Source organism: Solidesulfovibrio sp. DCME, from assembly GCF_049995385.1.
Lineage (GTDB): Bacteria > Desulfobacterota > Desulfovibrionia > Desulfovibrionales > Desulfovibrionaceae > Solidesulfovibrio.
Map to the genome: position 1 here is coordinate 1,588,112 of NZ_CP188261.1, position 19,354 is coordinate 1,607,465.

Annotated in this window: 16 protein-coding genes and 2 tRNA genes; 7 read left to right on the forward strand and 11 right to left on the reverse strand. The window is 67.7% G+C overall.

Going from position 1 to position 19,354, the window contains the following annotated elements; translation table 11 throughout:
• Positions 1-30: 30 nt before the first annotated feature.
• Complete coding sequence (locus ACP59X_RS06820; protein WP_428566793.1) at positions 31-1,233, reverse strand: PAS domain-containing sensor histidine kinase; 1,203 nt, start codon at positions 1,231-1,233, stop codon at positions 31-33.
• Positions 1,234-1,299: 66 nt separating this feature from the next.
• Positions 1,300-2,049, reverse strand: coding sequence for a UPF0280 family protein (locus ACP59X_RS06825; RefSeq protein ID WP_428566796.1), 750 nt, complete (start codon positions 2,047-2,049; stop codon positions 1,300-1,302).
• Between the two features lie 117 nt (positions 2,050-2,166).
• On the opposite strand from ACP59X_RS06825, the gene ACP59X_RS06830 reads away from it, so the two are divergent.
• Complete coding sequence (locus ACP59X_RS06830; protein WP_428566800.1) at positions 2,167-3,054, forward strand: glycosyltransferase family 2 protein; 888 nt, start codon at positions 2,167-2,169, stop codon at positions 3,052-3,054.
• On the opposite strand, the gene ACP59X_RS06835 is transcribed toward ACP59X_RS06830, so the two are convergent.
• Positions 3,051-3,410 carry a molybdenum cofactor biosynthesis protein MoaE gene (locus ACP59X_RS06835; RefSeq protein ID WP_428566803.1) on the reverse strand — a complete coding sequence of 120 codons (360 nt, stop codon included), beginning with the start codon at positions 3,408-3,410 and terminating at the stop codon, positions 3,051-3,053. The genes ACP59X_RS06830 and ACP59X_RS06835 overlap by 4 nt on opposite strands.
• Positions 3,411-3,438: 28 nt before the next feature.
• On the opposite strand from ACP59X_RS06835, the gene ACP59X_RS06840 reads away from it, so the two are divergent.
• Positions 3,439-6,138 (forward strand): tetratricopeptide repeat protein, encoded by a 2,700-nt coding sequence (locus tag ACP59X_RS06840; protein ID WP_428566808.1) that lies wholly within the window; start codon positions 3,439-3,441, stop codon positions 6,136-6,138.
• Positions 6,139-6,307: 169 nt separating this feature from the next.
• Here ACP59X_RS06840 and ACP59X_RS06845 read toward each other — a convergent pair whose 3' ends face one another.
• The 8 genes from ACP59X_RS06845 to ACP59X_RS06880 all read right to left on the reverse strand — a co-directional run bounded on the left by ACP59X_RS06845 (position 6,308) and on the right by ACP59X_RS06880 (position 14,118).
• Positions 6,308-6,625, reverse strand: coding sequence for a TusE/DsrC/DsvC family sulfur relay protein (locus ACP59X_RS06845; protein ID WP_006921540.1), 318 nt, complete (start codon positions 6,623-6,625; stop codon positions 6,308-6,310).
• 284 nt (positions 6,626-6,909) lie between these two features.
• Positions 6,910-8,658, reverse strand: a complete 1,749-nt coding sequence (locus ACP59X_RS06850) for a YcaO-like family protein (protein WP_428566813.1) — start codon at positions 8,656-8,658, stop codon at positions 6,910-6,912.
• A 159-nt stretch (positions 8,659-8,817) separates the two neighbouring features.
• The gene (locus ACP59X_RS06855; RefSeq protein WP_428566818.1) at positions 8,818-9,549 is read right to left on the reverse strand and encodes a class I SAM-dependent methyltransferase; all 732 of its coding nucleotides are present in this window, start codon (positions 9,547-9,549) and stop codon (positions 8,818-8,820) included.
• A gap of 98 nt (positions 9,550-9,647) precedes the next feature.
• Positions 9,648-9,722, reverse strand: a tRNA-Gly gene (locus ACP59X_RS06860).
• A 13-nt stretch (positions 9,723-9,735) separates the two neighbouring features.
• Positions 9,736-9,810 (reverse strand) — tRNA-Cys (locus tag ACP59X_RS06865).
• A gap of 413 nt (positions 9,811-10,223) precedes the next feature.
• Positions 10,224-11,840 carry a glycosyltransferase gene (locus ACP59X_RS06870; RefSeq protein ID WP_428566823.1) on the reverse strand — a complete coding sequence of 539 codons (1,617 nt, stop codon included), beginning with the start codon at positions 11,838-11,840 and terminating at the stop codon, positions 10,224-10,226.
• A gap of 200 nt (positions 11,841-12,040) precedes the next feature.
• Positions 12,041-13,144: a serine hydrolase domain-containing protein gene (locus tag ACP59X_RS06875; protein WP_428566826.1), complete on the reverse strand. Its 1,104-nt coding sequence runs from the start codon at positions 13,142-13,144 to the stop codon at positions 12,041-12,043.
• Between the two features lie 14 nt (positions 13,145-13,158).
• Positions 13,159-14,118, reverse strand: coding sequence for a YbgA family protein (locus tag ACP59X_RS06880; RefSeq protein WP_428566829.1), 960 nt, complete (start codon positions 14,116-14,118; stop codon positions 13,159-13,161).
• A 247-nt stretch (positions 14,119-14,365) separates the two neighbouring features.
• Between ACP59X_RS06880 and ACP59X_RS06885 the strand changes: the two genes are divergently transcribed.
• From ACP59X_RS06885 to leuC, 5 genes are all read left to right on the forward strand, one after another.
• Positions 14,366-15,010, forward strand: coding sequence for an HAD family hydrolase (locus tag ACP59X_RS06885; protein WP_428569817.1), 645 nt, complete (start codon positions 14,366-14,368; stop codon positions 15,008-15,010).
• Entirely contained in the window at positions 15,003-15,647 is a 645-nt protein-coding gene (locus ACP59X_RS06890) for a phosphatidylserine decarboxylase family protein (protein ID WP_428566832.1), read from the forward strand. The genes ACP59X_RS06885 and ACP59X_RS06890 overlap by 8 nt, the downstream gene beginning before the upstream one ends.
• A gap of 13 nt (positions 15,648-15,660) precedes the next feature.
• The gene (gene pssA, locus ACP59X_RS06895) at positions 15,661-16,434 is read left to right on the forward strand and encodes a CDP-diacylglycerol--serine O-phosphatidyltransferase (protein WP_428566835.1); all 774 of its coding nucleotides are present in this window, start codon (positions 15,661-15,663) and stop codon (positions 16,432-16,434) included.
• Between the two features lie 124 nt (positions 16,435-16,558).
• A complete protein-coding gene (locus ACP59X_RS06900) occupies positions 16,559-18,100 on the forward strand; it encodes a 2-isopropylmalate synthase (RefSeq protein WP_428566838.1) in 1,542 nt (513 codons plus the stop codon).
• Positions 18,085-19,344 carry a 3-isopropylmalate dehydratase large subunit gene (gene leuC / locus ACP59X_RS06905; protein WP_428566841.1) on the forward strand — a complete coding sequence of 420 codons (1,260 nt, stop codon included), beginning with the start codon at positions 18,085-18,087 and terminating at the stop codon, positions 19,342-19,344. Before ACP59X_RS06900 ends, leuC begins: the two co-directional genes overlap by 16 nt.
• Positions 19,345-19,354: the final 10 nt, after the last annotated feature.

The window sequence follows — 19,354 nt, forward strand, 5'->3', positions numbered from 1 at the left end:
GGACGCACACGCGCCCGGCGTTCGTTTTTTTTAAGGGGCGGCCGTGTCGCGGGCGCTCCCCGGCGAGGCCTCGGCGGCGGCCAGGGGCAGGCGCACGGCCACGGTCGTGCCGGCCTCGGGCGAGGTCGTGAAGATGATGTCCCCGCCGTGGGCCCGGGCGATCAGCCGGGCGCTGTAGGTGCCAAGCCCGGTGCCGTGGGCTTTGCCCATGGTCACGTACTTGTCGAAGAAGGTGGGCCGGATGGCTTCGGGGATCGCGCCCTGGTTGTGGATGTCGACGCGGCCCGTGTTCCCGGCACAGTGGCAGGAAAGCCGCACCTGCGCCCCGGGCGGCGAGGCCTCGATGGCGTTTTTGAGGCAGTTGGCGAAAAGCGTTTCCAGGAGCACCTCGTCGCCGGTGGCGGCGCAGGGCCGACAATGGCGGTCCGCGGGGGGAATGTCCGCGATCAGGGCCACCGCCGCGGCCCCGGCCAGGGGGGTGAGGGAATCCACGGCCCTGCGCACCACCGTGGCCAGGTCGAGGGGCGTTGCCGGCGGCACGTACCGGCCGTGCTCGAGCTGCATGACCTTGTCCGTGGAATCCACGAGGTTGATGACGTTGTTGATGGCCCGGTAGAGGGTGGGCAGAAGGGGCGCGAGTTCCGGGTCCTTGACGTCGGCGAACAGAAGCTGGGTCAGGGTCTTGAGGGAATGAAGCGGCGTCTTGATGTCGTGGCGGATGATGCGCTCCACGTCCAGGCGGAAGCGTTCGTCCTTTTTGCGCTGGGTGATGTCGTAGCAGTAGCCGATGTAGCCGCCGAAGCTGCCGCCGGGCTCCAGAAAGGGACAGCCGATGTCGAGGATCCAGCGGTATTGCCCGCTTGCGTGGCGCAGCCGGTATTCCATCTCGAAAAATTCCCGGGCGGAAAAGGCGCGCAGGTACGTCTCCAGGCAGCGGTCGAAGTCGCCGGGGTGCACGCCCTGGGCCCAGCCGTCGCCGATTTCCTGGTGCATGGCCCGGCCGGTGAAGGCCAGCCAGGTGGCGTTGAACCAGTCGCATTTGGCGTCCGGGCCGGCCCGCCAGATGAGCGCCGGGGCGTCGTCGAGGATGCTCAAATAGAAGTCCGCCGTGACATTGGTCGGCGTGCAGTCGCTGTCCGGCGCAGTGGCCCGGGCTTCGAGCCGGGCGATACGCCGGCGGGCGGCGGCAAGCTCGGCGAGGAGCTGCTCCCTGGTCTTTTCCGAATCGAGCATGGTGGCCGAACCGGTTGGGGTGGATTTTACCCCGTTATGACACGGATCGCGGCCCGTGGGAAGCGTTCAGGGCGTAATCGCCGCCAGCTCCAGGTCGCCGACCAGCCCGACCATCTCGCCGATCTGGACGAAGGCCCCGCGCACACCGCTTTTTTGCATGCCTTCGGCCGCCGCCAGCACGCCCTCGATGTCGGCCCGGCTGACCAGCCTGTTGCCCAGGGCCGTGGCCGCCGCATCGGCCACCGCCCCCCGGTCGGCCACCACCGTCACCATGTCGGCCTGGCCCAGGCTCAGGGAATGCCCGACCGTGGCCGAGGAGGCGCACACCGCCGCCGGCAGTTTCGAGACGGGAAATTCCAGGGCCAGCCGCGTTCCCTCCACCGGCCTGGCCAGCAAGGCCACGGTGCGCGCCGTGGTCGAGCGCAGGAAGATGTCGCCGCCGTTTTCCACCACCAGATTGGGCGAAAGGGGAGCGAAACGGTCGGCCACGGCCTGGGAAAAGGCCCCGGCCACGGCCGCGAAGGGGCCGACGCCAAAACGCGCCGCCGCCTCGGCCATGTCCCGGGCGATGGCCGGCGCGTCCGGGCCGATCGCCACCGGGGCCAGGGATTCGCGAAAATCCGGGCGCAGCAGGATGAAGGTGGAAAGCTGGGCCCGCAGGGCGGAGACGAAGTCCGCGACCTCCCGGGACAGGTCACGCTCGGCCAGGACGAACAGGTCGGTCTGGGCCACCACCACCTGGAAGGCCGTCTCGCCGGGCCGGCCAAGCAGCCCCCGGCGATAGGCGCGCACGGGATCGGTGAACACGGCGGACATGGCGGCGGACCTCCCTGGGCGGCGTCTGGAAAGGCGGCCCGGGCACTATGCCCCAGGCCCGGGCGGCTGGAAAGGGCCGGCCTTGGCAGCCCGGGGCCGGGCATGTAGACTGGCGCCATGGACCGGCAAAACGGCAGTGCCGCCGCATCCCCCCTGGTCTCGGCCATCATCCCCACCCGGGACCGGGCCGGCCTGGTCGGCCGGGCCGTGGCCTCGGCCCTGGCCCAGACCCACGCGCCCCTGGAGGTCATTGTCGTTGACGACGGTTCGACCGACGACACGGCGGCGGTGCTTTCGGCCGTTGCCGATCCCCGGCTGACGATGGTGCGGCTCGATCCGGGCCGGGGGGTGTCGGCGGCCCGAAACGCCGGCCTGGCCGTGGCGCGCGGGGCCTATGTGGCCCTGCTCGATTCCGACGACGCCTGGCTGCCCCAGAAAACCGCCAGGCAATTGGCGTTCATGCGGCAGCGGGGCCTGGCCATCAGCCAGACCCGGGAGATCTGGATGCGCGGCGGCAAGCGGGTCAACCCCGGCAAGGCCCAGGCCAAGCCGGACGGTTTTTTTTTCGAGCTGGCCCTTACGCGCTGCCTGGTCAGCCCGTCCACGGTCATGTTCACGCGGGAATTTCACGAGGAAGTCGGGGGCTTCGACGAGAGCCTGCCGGCCTGCGAGGACTACGACCTGTGGCTGCGGGCCCTGCTGCGCCACCCGGTGGGCCTGCTGGCCGAGGACCTGGCCGTGCGCCACGGCGGCCGGCCGGACCAGCTCTCGGCCAGCCACATCGGCCAGGACCTCTACCGCATCCGGTCCCTGCTGGGGCTGCTTGGCCGGGAGGACGTTTCTCCCTGGCACGCGTCGTGCATAAAAAAAGAGCTGCGCCGCAAGGCCCTGTGCTACGCCAAGGGCTGCCTCAAGCGCGACAAGCCGGAAGAGGCGGCCCGGGTGCTGGACCTGGCCGCGGCGGCGGCCGGGCCGGTCGGGGAGGCCGGGGAAACGGCGCCCTAGGGCGCGAGTTCCTTTTTCTTGATGGCCTCGGCCTTGATGCGGGTCAGGGTCTGGGTGAGCCCGGCCAGGACGTTTTCACGAATGTCGCCGGCCGCGATGATGAAAAGCAGGTCGTCGCCGGGCACGAAGGTGCCGGCCCGGGCTTCGACCAGGACCCGGAACATGCCGGGCATGGCCTCGCCCTCGCGGCGTATGGCCTCGACGAGGTCCTGGTCCACGGTGACTTCGAGGCGGCCCACCGGGGCACCGTTACGCGACGTGGCCCGGGCCACACCGTTGTGCACGAGCACCATGCCGACCTTTTCGAGAAAGCCCGGCTCGGCCTTGAGCATTGCGATGGTTTTCGAGATGTCCATGGCCGCCAAGTAAGGGAGAAACGCGCCGTTGTCCACGCTTTACATCACCAATGTCCTGGATAAGCTGCCCCATGTCGCCTCTTCGCGCATGGTGCACACCGGCATCGGCGTCTGGGTGGCCTGGGAAGGCCAGCTCGACCCGGCCTTCGACGGCATGCTGCTCGATTACGGCGGCTTCCGCATGGCCGACGCCCTGGGCCAGGCCCTGTGGTTTTTTGGCGGCGACGAGGGCTTGCGGGCCCTGGCCCGCATCCATGTCTGGGGCCGGGTCAACCCCATGCCGATTTTCATCGAGGTCTTTCCGGCCTCGCTGCTCGTGGGCCAGAAGTTCGACCGCACCCTGTCGATCTCCGTGGAGCTCTCGCGCCAGCACGTCATTCCGCCCGAGCAGCTCGACATCCTGATCCACCCGGCGCTCAAGACCCAGCTGGCCGTCAACCCGGGCCTGTCCAGCGCCCCCATCAAGCCGGCCTCGGGCCTGGCCCGGGTGACTTTCGAGCGCTTCGAGGCCGACCCCGGCCTGGCCTACGAATCGGGCCTGTCCTGGTACGGCGTGCTGCGCCCCCTGGGCGACCCCCTGGCCCGGGACACGGCCGAGGGCTGGCGCAACATCGCGGCCGAGCTCTACGACGTCATCGACCGGCTGGGGCTCAAGTTCCAGCGCCACGAAGGGTTTTTGCTCTTCGAGGCGCCGGGGCTGCGGGTGTTCCGGACCTGGTGCCGGGATACCGTCTCCCGGATCATGCGCCTCAAGGAAGAAGGCGAGGCCGGCCATTACTGGCCGAGCGTCATGGCCCTGGTGCCGACCAAGGGCCGCACCTTCGGCAAGGACCTGCCGCGCCGCCTGGGCCTGGACTGGGACCGGCTGACCCCGGATTTCCCGCACATGAGCTACCGCTCGGCCTTTCTCCTGGGCGAGGAGTTTTGCATCCACGAGGCCCGGGCCCTGTCCCGGGGCAGCAACATCGACGACTGGTGCAACGTGAGCCTGCTCGATGCCGGCGAGGAGTCCCCGACCGCCGGCTCCCTGGCCGTGCCCCTGCCGTCGCGCCTGTCCGTGGCCGATGCCCGGCTGTGTTTTTATTGCGGCTTAAGCAACCACGAACCCCGGCACTGCCCGTCCAAGACCTTGGCCGGCCCCCGGCCCGACGTCTGGGAGCGGTTCGGCCGGCTGTCCATAAACGGCCTGGAGGAGCTTTCCGGCAAGCTCGACGCCGCCCTGGCCGCCGACCCCGTGGCCGAGATGACCAGGCGCGTCACCGGCAAGGAGGACATGGACACGCTTTTGGCCGCCATTTTCGAAATCGACCTGGCCTGCCAGTTGCGTACGCTGGAGGTGGTCTGGCGGTCGCGGGGCAAGGACCTGCCGGCGGGCCTGGAGCAGCTCGGCCCGCGCGAGGGCGACTATTACTGGGAGGCGCTGACGGCCCTTAAGGAACGCAACAACGAGAACTACGAAAACCTCATGGTCCAGGCCCTGACCAAGTATCCCCGGGCCTACCAGCCCAAGTCGCTCCAGGGGTTCGCCGCCATGGAGGCCGGCGACTGGGTCAAGGCCGTGTATTATTGGCAGGAATCCGGCCGGCTGTGCTACACCGCCTTGCAGCGCGCCTATTTCCTGTGGCTCCAGGCCCGGTCCCTGGAGGTCCAGGGCGAGGTCCACAAGGCCATCGGCCTGTACCGGGACGTGCTCAAGGAAAGCCCCCGTTGGGCCGAACCCGTCTACCGCCAGGGCGTGTGCCTGGTGAAGATGGGGTTCACCGACCAGGGCATGCAGCTTTTCGGCCAGTTGCTTCCCAACGACCCCTCCCTGTTCAACCGGGTGATGATCGACCCCGAACTGGAGCGCGGCCGCCAGCACATCCTGGCGGCGCTGTGGCGGATCTGGAAGCAGGCCCAGGAGGAGACCACGGCGCTTTTGGCCACGCTGGGGACGCTGTGGGAATCGTTGCGGGAACGCTTCCTGGCCGGCGAGCCGTACCTGGTGGAGGCCGAGGCCCGGGTCCAGGCCCTGACCGCCCTGGGCAAGGTCGGCAACTACGTGGCCTTCAAGCGGCTGGAAAGTGGCCTGGCCGAGATCCAGGAAGCGGTGCGCAAGAAGGTCGAGGCCGAGGTCAAGGCCATGCAGCAAAACCAGGCCCGGCAGTTCGAGGACCTCAAAAGCGTGCAGCGCGAGGCGGCCTGGTTTCCCTTTCCCACGCTTTTGCGCGAGTTCAACAACGATTTCAATTTCAGCGCCACCAAGCTCAACTGGATGCGCACCACGACCATGGACGAGGCGGACAATTTCCACAAAAGCCGCGAATACCTGCCCGAGGTGGACGAGCGCATCCGCACCTTGCGCACCCGGCTGATCACGCTGCGCATCGTGCGGGATTCGACGTTTTTCTGCATGCTGCTTGGCCGCAACTTCCTGTGGATGGAGGTGGCGGGCCTTGGGCTGTCGCTGGTGCTGGTGCCGGCCTTCGTTTACCTGTTCCAGCGCTCGGGCCAGGGCTGGATGGCCCAGATGATGGACCAGCAGAAATGGCAGCTGCAAAAGGGGCTGGTGATCATCCTGTCCATTGCCGCCGTGGCCCTGGCCGCCATCAAGACGGCCCTGACCTTCGACTCGAAAAAGCGCAAGCTCTTCCAACTGGCCGAGGAAGGCAAGCTGCCGGTCAAAAAGCCCAAATCCAAAAAGAAGCCCAAGGCCAAACCGAAGCCCGCGGCCAAGCCCAAAGCGTAGGGGCGCGCCCCGTGAAAACGGGGCTGTCACGAAAGCCCCCAGGCCGCCTCAAGGCGAACCGGCGGCGGATGTCGGGGCACCGTCCGGGGACGAGGCCTGTGTCCGCCCCCGGGCGCAAAAAAAGGCGGCAAGTCGCCTCGCCGCCTTTTTTCCTCGAGGAAGTGCTGGCCTAGACGCAGCCGGTGGGCTTGGGCAGGCCGGCCATTTTGCAGGCTCCTTTGCCCGGTCCGGACGGGAACAGCTCATAGATGTGCTTGAGCTTGAAGCCGGTGACCTTGGAAAGGATGCGCACCATGGGGGCGATGCCGTTTTTCTTGTAGTAGTCCTGGAGGAATTCGATGACCTTGTTGTGCTCCGGGGTCAACTCTTTGATGCCCTCGGAGTCCTTCACGTAGTCAACCCATTCCAGGGTCCAGTCTTCGAATTTCTGCAGGAAGCCGTCTTCGTCGACCTCGAACGTTTTGCCTTTGTACTCAACAGTAGCCATGCGCATCCTCCTTAACAGGTTGATGAGACGAGCGCCCGGAACGTCGTCACATAACCGGGCGGTTCCCACGCGCCGCCCCGCGCCGCGGGGGGCCTCACCCATGAATCAGAGCACCCTTGGTGCCCGATGGGTCGATGGAAGCGGAAAGCCCTTTCGTACAGCGGCTCCCGTGTTATTTTTTTAACGTAAACCGGAACAGCCGTCGATGTCAATGCTTTTCGCGGAAATGACGGCCTGCTTATGACAAAAATGTCCATAATTACGCAGTGTTGTGACAGGATTCCTCAAAAGGCGGCATTTTCGAGACGCCCGAGGGCTTCCCGGGCGAAACCGATGTCCGCATCGAGGCTCAGGGCCGCCTGCAAATGGTGGGCGGCCATCTCCCTATTGCCCAGCCGCTCCAGGCACAGCCCCAGGTTGGCCAGGTCCATGGCCGAGCCGGCGTCCAGGGCCAGGGCGGCCTGGAAGTCGGCCGCCGCCCGGGCGTAGTCCCCGGCCTTGAACCGGGCCACGCCGCGCAGGTTGTGGTATTCCTTGACGTCCGGCGACAGGCCGATGGCCCGGTCCAGGTGGGGGACGGTGGCCTCGAACCGGCCCAGGCGCGACAGGGCGTGGGCCTGGTAGAAGGCGGCCAGGGCCTTGTCCTCGTCGCGGGTTTCCCGGGCCTCGGCCCGGGCGAAACAGGGCAGGGCCGCTTCGGGGTCGTCGCCGCGCAGGGCGACCAGGCCCTCGTAGAAGGGGAGGAAGGCCGCCTGCGGGTAGAGCTCGGCCAGGACGGCCAGCCCGTGGCGGGCCGTGTCCGGGTCGCACTGCTCGGCCAGGACCCGGCCGGTGAAAAGCCCCAGGCTGGCCGCCGGGGTGCGCTCGCGAAACAGCAGGCCCGGGGCGAAATTGTAGTTGGCCGAAAGCCCCAGTTCCGGATGGCTGGTGTCCACGCTGAAAAGGGGCGTGCCGCGCCCGGCCAGGCGTTCGGCCAGGGTCGCCAGTTCCTCGGCGATGTCCGCCGCCTCCAGGCTCGGCAGGGCGCTTAGGGGGACGGCCGGCCCGTCCATGACCCAGGCGGCCGCCTCGAGCGTCGTGAATTTGGCCAGGCCCGAGGCCTCGTAGTTGCTTTGGGTCTCGAAATCGCCGGCCAGTTGGGCCACTTCCGTCAGGGCCCGCACGGCGGCCTTGGTGGGCGAGGTGGCCGTGCCGGCGGTGAAGACGATCTCCGAGGCCTGGGGAAAGGTGGCCGGGTCGTAGGCGATGGCGCCCACGGTCGGTACGGGCTGGCCCAGGCTCATGTCCTTGAGCCAGACCTTGACCCCGGCCCGGGTAAAGGCGGCGAGGAGTCCGGCCAGGACCGGGTCGGCGCAGGAAGCCGGGTCGATGGTGGCCAGTGTCGGCCGGTCCCGGTCGATGACGGCGCAGACGTGGCGCTCGATAAGTTCGCAGGCCCCTTGCAGCACCGATTCCTCGTAGCAGTTGCCGGCCGAGGAGCCGTTGAATTCATTGAGGAGCTTGAACCAGTTGAGCGGCACGGCCACCTCGCGCCCGCCGGCCAGGTCCCGGGCCAGGACGAAGTCCCAGGGGACGAGGTCGAGCACGCGCCGGGCGGCGGCCGGGTCCAGGGCGTCGTCGACACTGCGCAGCATCAGTTCGAGGGGAAACAGGGCCTCGCCGAACAGGGCTTGCGCCTCGGTCCAGGTGGCGGCCACGAAGCGGTCGGTGTCGGCGAAATAGGAAAAGAAGCTGAAGCGCTCGGCCAGTTCCATCAGGGCCGAGGCCTCGGCCTGGACAGGGGTTGCGCCCTTGCCCATCTGTTTGCGGGTGGGCATGACCGCCTTGGCCGCCTCGCCGCACAGGCTCATGTAGACCGGAATGCCCAGCCGGCCGGTGTCGATGCGCCGGGTTTCGGCCAGAACGCCCCGGCCCAGGCGGGCGAAGGCCTGGCGGGCCCGGGCCACGGTCGCGGCCGGCGGGCAGGTCTTGTCCTGTTCCAGGGTATGGCCCTTGGGCCGGGAGGTCAGGCCTTTCATACGGCTGCTATCCATGGTTGGCTCTCGGGGGCAGGGGTGGGGAAGGCGTCGGCCCGATGGGGCGACACGGGGCCAAAGCCGTTTGTCTTGGTGAAGGGATTCCAAAGGGCGGGAGCCCTTTGGCCGCCGGAGGCTTTCGCTCGGATCGTGGCCGGGAAGCTTCCCAATGGGGCCTCACGCCTGCTTGCGCGGGCGCAGGCGGAAAATCTGGCAGAGTTTGCGCTCGGGCTCCCCGTTTTCGGGGTTGGTTTCCTTGTAGCCCACCACGCGCTCGGCGATGTGGAATTCCCGGTCGGCCAGGCCCAGGAAGCGGGTGGCCTTGCGGGTGTAGTCCTTGGCCAGCACCACCTCGGCCGCCGGGTCCGCGGCCAGATGGGCGAGCAGGAACTTGGACAGGCCCCGGTAGAGGTCCTCGAGGTAGAGGACCTCGGCCCCGAGGACCACGTCGAAGCGGCGGCCCAGGCGGTCGGCGGAGAAATCGGCCCTGGCCACGTCGGCCGTGTCCGCCAGGCCGTTTTGCAGGATGTTGATCTTGGCGAACAGCAGGGCGTCGGGGTGGATGTCGGTGATGAGCGTACGAAAGCCGCGCTTGGCGGCAAACAGGCCGCAGATGCCCAGGCCCGCGCCGAGTTCCAGCAGGCTGCGGCCCTCCCCCGGCCCCAGGTGGGGCAGGAAATGGGCGAGCAGCATGGCCGCCGGCCAGATCTTGGCCCAGTAGGGCAGTTCGATGGGGCCGGTGCCGGCCGTGGCCACGAGTCGGTCGAGCAGGGCTTCCAGGTCGGCGATCTGGAGGATCTCCAGGGTCTGGCCGTCGATGGTCACGGGTTCGAAACGCACGTCGTAGCGCGACCGGGCCTGGTCGAGCAGGTTGTCCAGGGGGGCGTCGAGGGAAAGGCTGCGGCTCACGATTGACTCCCGTTTTGGTAGGCAATGCGCTGCCTACCGCAAAGTGGGGCCGGAGGCAAAGAAAAAGGCCGGCTTTGGGGCCGGCCTTTGAAATTCGTTGGAGCGGGAAACGGGATTTGAACCCGCGACTTCAACCTTGGCAAGGTTGCACTCTACCACTGAGTTATTCCCGCTCGGGATCGGCTGTGGAGGCGGCATCCGGATTTGAACCGGAGAATGGAGGTTTTGCAGACCTCTGCCTTACCACTTGGCTATGCCGCCTCGTTACCAAAGACCAACTTCTCTACTTGCGTCCGGCCCGGTTGTCAAATTCTTTCTCGATCTTTTTTCCGTCCGGTCCGGAGCGGCGGGGCGGCCGCCGTTGCCGAGGCGCATAACTGCCAAATCCGGGCCGGCCCGTCAACCGGAAAATTGCGCTGGATCGTATTTTTTCCGTAACCTGCCGGAAATAATGAGGGCTTCGCAAAAGCCCGCCACCGCGCCCGGCCGGCCGGACAGGGCGGCAGGGGCGCTTGCGGGGAAGGGGCCGCAGCGCCGCAGCGGGACGTTTCGCCCGCCTCCAGGGGGCAACGTTCGATGCGACGCCGGTCCAGGCGGCGCCATCGGGCGTCGGCCCCGGGCCCGACCCCGGGGCCGGCTTGGCGCCCCTTGGCGCCCAGGCGCCTGGCGGTGGGTCAGGCGTGCAGGGACAGGGCGTCGAGGCGTTCCATCTCGCGGATGCGGTCCAGCCATTTGTAGTGGAACTTGAGGTCGTTGCCCATGATGCTGCCCTGGCTGGCCAGGTTGAGGCGGCTTTTGACCGAGGTGCCCGAGCCCTGGCGGTGCACGCAGGTCACCGTGCCGCAGTAGGCCACCTTCCAGCCGGCCAGGCACAGTTGCAGGTCGTGGTCCGTGTCGTCGATCTGGGAGGGCGAGTAGCGGATGTCGAAATGCGGCGCGTCGGCAAGCGAAGCCGTGCGCAGCAGGTGCTGGCAGCCCATGACCACGCGGGTTTCCCGGATCACGTCGTACAGCCCGATGTCGTACTGCTGATACGGCGTGGGCAGGCTCACCCGGATGGCTTCGGGATGGGTCAGGGAGACGTGGCGGTAGAGGTACTGGAGCAGCGGGAAGCGGCCCGGGAAGACGACCTTGCAGCCGACGTTGGCGATGCGCGCATCCGTTGCGGCAACGGTGAGCATGTGGGCCAGGAAATCCGGCTGGAGGTAGACGTCGTCGTCGAGGAAGGCCACGAACTCGTGCTGCCGGGTGGCCGGCTGGGCCAGCAGCCAGTTGCGCGCGGCCGGGGCGCCGACGTTGGTGGGGAGGTTGATGATCTCCACCGGGTTTTGCGGGAAAAGCTCCCTGGCCCGGCCGGCCACGGTCAGGCTGTCGTCGGTGCAGCCGTTGAGAAGGATCGTGATGGGCGCCGGGCCAATGGCGCAGCCGCGCAGGCTGTCCAGGGTCTCGCCGAGGATGGCCGCCTTGTTGAAGCTGTAGAGGTACACGCACACCTTGCTGCGGTCGACCAGGCCGTGGTCCGGCCGAAAAGGCGCGGCCAGCTCGGCCCGGCGCAGCGCCAAGGGGCGTTGCAGGGGCTCGGCGGCGATGGCCCGGTCGTACAGGGCCAGGGCCGCCTCCAGGTCGCCGGCCCGGGAAAACATCTCCGCCGCCCGGACCTGGGTGAAGGGATCGTCGGCCAGGGGCTTGACCGTCTCCCACAGCGGCCAGGCCCCGGCGTCGTCGCCCATGGCGGCGTGGTGGCCGAAAAGCCGCTTGTGCCACAGCGGCGCGAGCACCTTGGGGCAGCGAAAGCGCGACAGGGCCTGGCTTGGCGGCCGGCCCTCGTAGAAATCGAGGTTTAAAAGCAGGTCGGCGTAGCGCACGGCCATGGGGTGGCGGGCCAGGACCTTCTCGCAGATGGCCCGGATCTCCTCGCCCTGGAACTTGAAGGTGGCCTTGCGCAGGGTATCGAAGACCTCCGGCTCGGCATGGGTGCCTTCGAGGACCTTGACGATCAGGTCCGCCCCGGGGGCCAGGCCCGAGGAGATGCCCAGGCCCAGGACGTTGGGGTCGAGGGGGGCCAGGTGCACGGCCGAGCGGATGGCCTGTTCGAGGAGCCGGCGGGCCAGGGGCGGCGCGGCGGCAATATCTTCCGCCAGCATCCGGTTGACGAACGACACCGCCAGCGGCAGGTCGATCTGGAAGGCGTCGAGGTAGTTGTGGTAGTAGCGGCAGGCCTGTTCCAGGGGCAGCGAGGCCAATTCGCCGCTGACGCCGACGAGCTTTTCCGAATCGTCCTGTGCGGCCATCCGTTTCTCCCTACGTGTTACGTCCCCTTGAAAAAGACGGTCGTATTGTTCAAGGGAAAGTAATGATTCTTGGATGTTGCATGTAAATAGACGTCTGTTCCCCCCGAGGGTGCGCCCCGGGGCCAGGGCCGGCCGCGACCCGGCCGGCGGGCCGGTGCCGGGGGCGAAAATGCAAGATCGGTTCCACCCTTGCCGGCGTGTCAGGGCAGGCGCTTGCCGGCCACCAGGGACAGCAGCTTCCAGGCCTGGTCGGAAAAGTCGCCCTCGGTGTCGCACAAAAGCACCACCGCCGCCTGGTCCTCGGGGGACAGCAGCACGATGGCGAAATAGCCGCCCGAGCGGCCGGCGTGGAGCACGAATTCCTTGCCGCCGAAGTTCATGACGTTCCAGAAAAGGCCGATGTACAGGGTCGGGATGGCCGGCACGTGCTTGCGCGGCAGCTGGGCCAGCTTCATGGCCGGCAACAGCGGCGTGGGCACAAGCCCCATGTTGGCCGCGGCGAAGGTCAGCAGGTCCTCGGCCGAGGACCGGAAGGCCCCGGCCCCCTCCAGGCCCGTGACCTCCCAGTTGGGCACCACCTGGCCGTCGGTGGCGTGGCCGCGGGTCATGCGCGCCGCCTGCTCCGGGGACAGGGCGATGGTGGTGTCGGTCATGTGCAGGGGGGCGCAAAGCCGCGTCTTGACGAGGGTCTCGTAGTCCGAATTCCACAGCCGGGCCAGAATGTAGCCGGTGAGCCCGGCGGCGGTGTTGCTGTAGGAGAAGTCCCGGCCGACGGGGGACAGGAGCGTGGCGGTTTTGAGGTAGTCCAGGAGCAGGGCCGTGGAATAGCCGGCCATGGGGTTTCGCGGGTCCGTGGAGGGCAGGTTGTCCGGCGCCTCGGGCAGGCCCGAGGTGTGGGTGGCCAGGTCCAGGAAGCTCACCCAGTAAAGCGGCGAATCCTTGTCGATGACGCCCTGGGGCAGGTAGAGCCGGATGGGGTCGGTGATGCGCAGCCGGCCTTCCATGACGGCCTGGGCCAGCATCTGGCCGGTAAAGGCCTTGGTGATGGAGCCGATCTCGAAAAGCGTGCGCCCGTCCGGGGCCTTGGACCGCTTGTCCGCGCCCGCCCGGCCGAAGCCGTAGGTCACCCGGCCCGACGGGTTGACGTAGCCCACCACCAGGCCGTGGATGCGGCCCGATTCCGTCAATTTTCCGACGACATGGGCCGTGGCCCGGGCGCTCGGCAGCTTGGCCGCCCGGGCCACGGCCGGGGAAAGGCCCACTAGGCAGGCCGAAACGAACACGAACAGCAGCGCTTTGAGCATGGGGGTCCTTTGGCCTAGGCGTGGTTGCGCAGTTTGAGCTCCACGGGGTGGGGGCGCAGGTAGTGTTGGCCCAGGAGGTAGGCGACCTCGAACTTGCGGGCGTAGTGGGCGCACAGGGTCACGGGCACGATCAGCGGCACGTGCCCGGCCCGGTAGGTGGCGATGCATTGGCGCAGCTCGGCCTTGTCCCCGGCATCGAGGTGTTTTTTAAAATAGCCGGCGATGTGTTCGAGGACGTTGACGTGCTTGGCGGTGGTGGCCGGCAGGGCCAGGGTGCGCATGAGCACGGTCTCGTAGGAAATCCTGAGGCCGTCTGTGGGCCAGGCCTTGGCCTCGGCCGTGAGCCGGCCGAGCTGCCGGGCCATCTCCGGGCTGTGGGCCATCAGCAGCAGCTTGTGGCTGGCGGTGAAGGCGATCAGCCGGGCCAGCAGGCTGCGGCGGCCATCGCCGGCCAGGGCCTCGCGCCAGCGGCTCAAGGTGAAGATGCGTTCGATGAAGTTCTCACGCAGTTTGTCGTCGTGCAGCCGGCCTTCGTCTTCCGCGGGGATCAGGGGAAAGGCGTCCAGGAAGGCCTTGGCGAAAAGCCCGGTGCCGCGTTCCACGGGGGAGCCCTTGTCGCCATAGACCTTGACCCGGGTCAGGCCGCTGGACGGGGACTTGGCCTTGAAAATGAAGCCGCACAGGTTCGCCTCGGCCAGTTCCGCCACGCGACGGGCCGCGAAATCCCGCATGCGTTCGGTCAGGTCGACCCCGGTCTTGATGGTCACCAGGCGCGGGGCGTCCGGGTCGCCCACGAGGCGCATGGCCTCGCGGGGCACGGGCAGGCCGCATTCGACCTCGGGGCACACGGGCACGAACTCGAAGTATTTGCCCAGCGTCTCGACCACATAGGCGTCGCGCTTGTGCCCGCCGTCGTAGCGCACGTTTTGCCCGAGCAGGCAGGCACTCACCCCCACGCGGATCGTCTCGGCCATGCGGCGTTCTCCCCTGGCGGCCCCGCGTCCCGGGGCGATACCGCCATGTCCCCGCCGTCCCCCCGCCGAGGGGGTTCGGGGGGCATCATGCCCCCGGCGGGGTCCGGGGCGGCGCCCCGGTCTTCTCGTTTCCCGTCTCCCATTCCCGGCTTGATCGACGCCGGGGAACCGGCTAAAGGCCAACGGGCGTCCCTGATACTACGGCCTTCGGGCCGGCAAGGGAAGCGCGGGAGGCGATTTGGATCACGTGCTTGACGGGCTGTGCCGCCCGGAGACCATCTTTTTCGATTTTGGCGGCGTCCTGGCCGAGGAGGGCTTTCGCGAGGGGCTGACGGCCATCGCCCGCAGCCTGGGCCGCGACCCCGTGGAATTCGTGCCCGTGGCCTACGAGCTGGCCTGGGGCACGGGCTATGTGCTGGGGGGCTGCGACGAGGCCGGCTTCTGGCGGGCCTTTCGGGAAGCCACCGACATCGACGCCGCCGCGGCCTCCGACGCCTGGCTGTCGGATATGGTGCTGTCGCGGTTTACGCCGCGCCCGCTCATGTTCGCCCTGGCCGACGCCGCCCGGTCCGCCGGCATGCGCACGGCCATCTTGAGCGACCAGACCGAGTGGCTTGGCCGCCTCGACGCCCGCCACGACGTGTTTTCCCATTTCGACAAGGTGTTTAACAGCTACCACTACGGCGTATCCAAGCGCGACGCCGCCTTTTTCGAGCTGGCCCTGGACGCCATGGGCAGCCGGGCCGAGGCCTCGCTTTTCATCGACGACGCGCCGCGCAACGTGGAACTGGCCGCCTCGCTTGGCTTTCACACCATCCTCTACCGGGACGAGGCCGGCTTTTTCCGCGACCTGGCCGCCGTGTGCCCGACCCTTGGAGCGCCGCGTGTATAATCCCATCCTCGGTTTCGCCCGCGACGGCTGGCCCGTAATCGGCCTGTTCGCCCTGGCCACCGTCGTCATGGCGCTGCTGCGCTGGCCCGTGCCGGCCGTCATTCTCCTTGCCGCCACGGCCTTTTGCCTCAATTTTTTCCGCGACCCCGACCGGGCCTCGCCGCGCGAGCCCGGCCTGGCCGTGGCCCCGGCCGACGGCGTGGTCTGCAAGACGGGCCAGGCGCCCGATCCGCTGACCGGCGAGCCGCGCCAGGTCGTGTGCATTTTCATGAACGTCTTCAACGTTCACGTGAACCGGGCCGTGGTCGACGGCACGGTGACCGAGGTGCGCTATTTCCCGGGCAAGTTCTTCAATGCCTCCCTGGACAAGGCCTCCACGGACAACGAGCGCAACGTCATCGTGCTGCGCGACGCCGAGGGCGGCCAGTGGTCCGTGGTCCAGATCGCGGGGCTCATTGCCCGGCGCATCGTGTGCAAGGCCGCCCCCGGCGACAGGCTGGCCCGGGGCGAGCGCTACGGCATGATCAAGTTCGGCTCGCGCCTTGACGTCTATTTGCCGCATGGGTATCATCCGGTCGTCGCAATGGGGCAGAAGACCATGGCCGGTGTCACCGTCCTGGCAAAAAAGGCCGAATAGAAGCGCGTTTTCGATGGAAGAAAAGATCACCCAGAGCCGGGCTCGCAGGAGCGTCTACATCCTGCCGAACCTGTTTACCATGGCGAGCCTGTTCGCCGGCTTTCTGGGCGTCATCTGGGCCATCGAGGGCCGTTTCGACATGACCTCCCTGGCCATCCTCCTGTCCTGCCTCTTCGACGGCCTCGACGGCAAGGTGGCCAGGCTTACCGGCACCAGCAGCGATTTCGGCGTCCAGTTCGATTCCCTGTCCGATCTCGTGGCCTTCGGCGTCACCCCGGCCATCATGGTCTACCAGTGGCAGCTGTCCCAGTTCGGGCGCCTGGGCATCCTGGCCGCCTTCATGCTGGTGGCCTGCGGCGCCCTGCGCCTGGCCCGGTTCAACGTCATGGCCGGCAAGGTCTCGACCTCGAAAAAGTTCTTCGTCGGCCTGCCCATTCCGGCCGCCGGCTGCATGATCGCCCTGTCCTACATGTTCGAGCGCTACCTGCCCGGCGAGATCGCCGCCCTGGTCGTGCCCAAGGCCTGCCTGGGCCTGGTCTACGCCTTGTCCTTTCTCATGGTCAGCCGGGTGCGCTACGCCTCCTTCAAGGAATTCGGGCTGGTCAAGGCCCATCCCTTCAGCGCCATGGTCACGGCCATGCTCCTGTTCGTGGTGGTGGCCTCGGAGCCCTGGTTCATGGGCTTCCTGCTCTTTTCGGCCTACCTCCTGTCCGGTCCCGTCTACACCTTCTTCGTTCTGCCGCGCCGCGCCTCCAAGCTACGGGAGCCCCTCCAGGAGCTCTCATAAAATCGTCATCTCCTTTCTGACATCGCTTGTCATCGTTCGGGGCCTCGGCTAACCAGCAAGCGCTGGTGCGCGCCGCGTCCCGCCGCATCCCGCGCCCGGCGCGGGACATCGCAAGGAGATTCCCATGTCTGCTGCCAACAGGGTCTACATTTTTGACACCACGCTCCGCGACGGCGAACAGTCGCCCGGGGCGACCATGACCCGCGAGGAAAAAGTCCGCATGGCCCGCCAGCTCGAAACGCTCGGCGTGGACGTGATCGAGGCCGGCTTTCCGGCGGCCAGCGTCGGTGATTTCGAGGCCGTGGCCGCCATTGCCGCTGCCGTGGAAAAGCCGGTGATCGCCGCCCTGTGCCGGGCCCTGCCCTCGGACATCGACCGGGGCTTTGATGCCATCAAGGGCGCCAAGCGCAAGCGCATCCACACCTTTTTGGCCACCTCGGCCCTGCACATGGAGCACAAGCTCGGCAAGACCCCGGCGCAGGTGCTGGAGATGGCCGAGGCGGCCGTGCGCCACGCCGTGTCCAAGGGCGTCGAGGTCCAGTTCTCGGCCGAGGACGCCTCGCGCTCCGACCGCGACTTCCTGGTCGAAGTCTGCAACCGCGTGATCGCCGCGGGCGCCACCATCGTCAACATTCCCGACACCGTGGGCTACGCCCAGCCGGCCGAATTCGCCGACCTCATCCGCCATCTGCTCGAAAACGTCAACGGCGCGGACAAGGTCACTTTCGCCGTCCACTGCCACAACGACCTGGGCCTGGCCGTGGCCAACACCCTGGCCGCGCTCCATGCCGGCGCCCGCCAGGCCGAGGTGACGCTGTCCGGCATCGGCGAGCGGGCCGGCAACGCCTCCCTGGAGCAGGTGGTCATGGGCCTCAATACCCGGCCCAACTACTATAATCTGACCACGGGCATCGTCACCGAGGAGCTCTTCCCGTCCTGCCGGCGCCTGTCCGGCATCATCGGCCAGCCCATCCCGCCCTATGCCCCCATCATCGGCCGCAACGCCTTTGCCCACGAGTCCGGCATCCACCAGCACGGCGTGCTGAAAGACCGCCGCACCTACGAGATCATGACCGCCGAGCACATCGGCCGCAAGGGCGCGGTGGTGGTGCTTGGCAAACACTCCGGCCGCCATGCCCTGGATGCCAAGGTGAGGGAACTCAACTACAAGCTCACCGACGACGAGCTCAAGGTCGTCTTCGACGCCGTCAAGGACCTGGCCGACCGCAAGCAGCGCATCCTCGACGAGGACATCGAGGCCCTGATCCTGGAAAAGGTGTTGCGCCGGCCCGACCATTACGCCCTCAAATTCCTCTCCGTGCACTGCGGCAACGTGGAGCTTGCCCCCTCGGCCGTGGTCCAGATGCAGGTCGAGGACCAGGAAGTCCGCCAGTATTCGTCCGGTTCCGGCCCCGTCGACGCCTCCTTCAATGCCGTGTGCGCCGCCGTCGGCCGCAAGCCCGAACTGGAGGAGTTCCACATCAACGCCATCACCGGCGGCACCGACGCCCAGGGCGAGGTGACCGTGCGGGTGCGCGACGGCGAGGCGACGGCCGTCGGCCGCGGCGTCCACGACGATGTCATCATGGCGAGCACGCTCGCTTTCATCAACGCACTCAACCGGTTGGCCAAAAAGGAGGGAGACCGGATATGCCCGCAACTTTAGCCGAGAAACTGCTGCAGGCCCACAGCGACGAACAGGTCACCGGACCGGGCCAGATCGTGCGCTGCCGGTTGTCCCTGGTTTTGGCCAACGACATCACCGCGCCGCTGGCCATCAAGTCCTTCAAGAAGATGGGCGCCACCGCCGTCTTCGACAAGGACAAGGTGGCCATCGTGGCCGACCATTTCACGCCCAACAAGGACATTGCCTCGGCCGAGCAGGTCAAGGTCTGCCGCGAGTTCGCCAAGGAGATGGGCATCACCCATTACTACGAGGGCGGCAACGTCGGCGTCGAGCATGCCCTGCTGCCGGAATTGGGCCTGGTCGGCCCCGGCGACGTGGTCATCGGCGCCGACTCCCACACCTGCACCTACGGGGGCCTTGGCGCCTTCGCCACGGGCATGGGCTCCACGGACATCGCCGGCGGCATGGCCCTGGGCGAGACCTGGTTCAAGGTGCCGCCCACCATCCAGGTCGTGCTGACCGGCACGCTCGGGCAATACGTCGGCGGCAAGGACCTCATGCTTGCGCTCATTGGCAGCATCGGCGTTTCCGGAGCGCTCTATAAGGCCCTGGAATTCACCGGCCCGCTCGCCTCGGAACTCTCCATCGAGGGCCGCATGACCATGTCCAACATGGCCATCGAGGCCGGCGGCAAGGTGGGGCTCTTCCCGGCCGACGCCAAGGCCCTGGAATACGCCGCCGCCCACGGCCGTACCGGCGACGTGGCGCTTAGCGCCGATCCCGGCGCCTCCTACGAGCGCGTCGTGACCATCGACGCCACGGGCATGGAACCGCAGATCGCCTGCCCGCATCTGCCGGACAACGTGAGGCCCGTGTCCGCCGTGGCCGGCCTGCGCGTGGACCAGGCCGTCATCGGCTCGTGCACCAACGGCCGCATCGAGGACCTGCGCCAGGCCGCCGCCGTGCTCAAGGGCAAAAAGGTCCACAAGGACGTGCGCTGCATCGTCCTGCCGGCGACACCTTCCATCTGGCGCCAGGCCCTGTCCGAAGGCCTGATCGAGACCTTCATGGACAGCGGCTGCATCGTCGGCCCGGCCACCTGCGGGCCGTGCCTGGGCGGCCACATGGGCATCCTGGCCGGCGGCGAGCGGGCCATCGCCACCACCAACCGCAATTTCAAGGGCCGCATGGGCAGCCTGGAGAGCGAAGTCTACCTCTCCGGCCCCGCGGCCGCCGCCGCCGCGGCCATCGCCGGCGAGATCATCGACCCGGCGAAGGTCTGAATGAAGATGC